The organism is Arthrobacter sp. (assembly GCF_030540645.1).
Lineage (GTDB): Bacteria > Actinomycetota > Actinomycetes > Actinomycetales > Micrococcaceae > Specibacter.
The window spans coordinates 1-2393 of the sequence record NZ_JAUNVV010000156.1 but is presented as its reverse complement, the minus strand read 5'-3'; the positions used below and the strand labels follow the sequence as shown (position 1 = coordinate 2393).

At 62.8% G+C, this 2393-nt stretch carries 2 protein-coding genes; both read left to right on the top strand.

The window, feature by feature from the left end; translation table 11 throughout:
• On the top strand, window positions 1–1016 hold a 1016-nt coding region (locus Q4P21_RS16185; protein WP_303389746.1), incomplete at its 5' end, for a polyribonucleotide nucleotidyltransferase.
• 3 nt (window positions 1017–1019) lie between these two features.
• Window positions 1020–2378, top strand: coding sequence for a pitrilysin family protein (locus tag Q4P21_RS16180; protein ID WP_303389745.1), 1359 nt, complete (start codon window positions 1020–1022; stop codon window positions 2376–2378).
• The last annotated feature ends 15 nt before the right edge of the window (window positions 2379–2393 follow it).

The window sequence follows — 2393 nt, the reverse complement described above, 5'->3', positions numbered from 1 at the left end:
ACTACAACTTCCCGCCGTACTCCACCGGTGAAACCGGCCGCGTGGGTTCACCCAAGCGCCGCGAAATCGGCCACGGTGCCCTGGCAGAGCGCGCCATTGTGCCCGTGCTGCCGTCGCGTGAAGAATTCCCCTACGCCATCCGCCAGGTCTCCGAGGCACTGAGCTCCAACGGCTCAACGTCCATGGGCTCCGTTTGTGCATCGACCCTGTCGCTGCTCAACGCCGGTGTGCCGTTGAAGGCTCCCGTTGCAGGCATCGCCATGGGCCTGGTCTCCGACCAGGTTAACGGCCAGACCCGCTACGCAGCCCTGACCGACATCCTCGGCGCCGAAGATGCTTTCGGCGACATGGACTTCAAGGTCGCCGGTACAGCCGAGTTCGTCACAGCCATCCAGCTGGACACGAAGCTCGACGGCATCCCGGCCTCGGTACTGGCTGCTGCCTTGAAGCAGGCCCGCGAAGCCCGCTTGCACATCCTGAGCGTGCTGACCAGCGCCATCGACGTCCCGGACGAGCTCTCCGAGTTCGCGCCCCGCGTCATCGCGGTCAAGATCCCCGTTGACAAGATCGGCGAGGTCATTGGGCCCAAGGGCAAGATGATCAACCAGATCCAGGAAGACACCGGCGCGGACATCTCCATTGAAGATGACGGCACGGTCTACATCGGTGCAACGAACGGCCCCTCAGCGGATGCCGCACGTTCAGCGATCAACGCCATCGCGAATCCTCAGATTCCCGAAATTGGCGAGCGCTACTTGGGTACGGTTGTCAAGACCACCACGTTCGGCGCATTCATCTCGCTCACCCCGGGCAAGGATGGCCTGCTGCACATCTCCGAGCTGCGCAAGCTGGCCAATGGCAAGCGCGTGGACAACGTTGATGACGTAGTGTCCGTCGGCCAGAAGATCCAGGTGGAAATCACCAAGATCGATGACCGCGGCAAGCTCTCACTCTCCCCGGTTGTTGCCGAGGAAGCAGAAGCTGCCGAGGCTGTTACCGAAGGCGCTGCTGAGTAATTCATGGCGATAACCCTTTTGCCGCTAGTCAGCACTGCCGACGGCTTGGCCTCCAACGCATCCTCACTCATCTCCGGCACGGACGGGGGCGCCGTAGTGCGCCGCTCAATCCTGCCAGGAGGCGTGCGGGTCTTGACCGAGGCCATGCCCGGGCAGCGCAGCGCGACAATTGGGTTTTGGGTTGGTGTTGGCTCTCGGGATGAACTCGAGGGCCAACACGGCTCAACCCATTTCCTTGAACACTTGCTGTTCAAGGGCACCAAGCGCCGCACCGCGTTGGAAATTGCGTCCGCCTTTGACGAGGTGGGCGGAGAATCCAACGCCGCGACGGCGAAGGAGAGCACCTGCTACTACGCAAGGGTGCTCGACACCGACCTGCCCATGGCCATCGACGTCATTGCTGACATGGTCACCTCCGCTGTGATTGATCCGGCCGAGCTGGAGCAGGAACGCGACGTCATCCTGGAAGAAATCGCCATGGATGGCGATGACCCCACGGACGTTGCCCATGAACATTTTGTGGCCGCAGTGCTCGGCGCGCACACGCTGGGCCGCCCCATTGGCGGCACCCCCGAAGCCATTAAGGCAGTGCCCCGTGAATCAGTGTGGGCGCACTACCAAAAGAACTACCGGCCTGAAACACTGGTCATTACCGCAGCCGGCGGCTTGGATCACGACGCTGTCTGCGCCAACGTCCTTGAAGCGCTGAGTACCGCAGGTTGGTCGCTGGACGCCGGAGTGGTGCCCGTGCCGCGCCGCCTCAGTACCGCCGTCGCCGTGACGGGCACCGCCGGGTTGCAGGTCATCAATCGGCAGGTGGAGCAGGCCAACATCATCCTGGGATGCCCTTCCATGCGTGCCACTGACGCCCGTCGCTTCACCATGAGCGTGCTGAACGCCATTCTGGGCGGCGGCATGTCCTCGCGCCTGTTCCAGGAGATCCGTGAGAAGCGCGGGCTGGTGTATTCCACCTACTCCTTCTCTTCCGCCTACGCGGACACCGGCTACTTTGGCATGTACGCAGGCTGTGCCCCTGCCAAAGTTGGCCAGGTTATCGGTCTGCTGAACGAGGAACTGGCCAAGCTGGCTGATGCTGGCATCACGGTTGCAGAATTGAAGAAGGCCGTCGGTCAGCTTTCCGGCGGCATTGTGATGGGGCTTGAAGACAGCAGCTCCCGCATGTCCCGGCTGGGCCGCGCAGAGCTTGTCACAGGCGAATTCCTGGACCTCGATGAATCGCTGGAACGGATCCGCAAGGTAACTGCTGCCGAAGTGCAGGCGTTGGCCCGCGAACTGGCCGACTCACCGCGCACCATCACCGTAGTGGGCCCGTTCGCCGAAACTGAGACGTTCGGACTGTAGTCCCGCGCGGGGCCG

Excerpts from the sequence above, each read along its gene's own strand:
- Q4P21_RS16180 (WP_303389745.1), top strand. The coding sequence starts at position 1,020 with ATGGCGATAACCCTTTTGCCGCTAGTCAGCACTGCCGACGGCTTGGCC.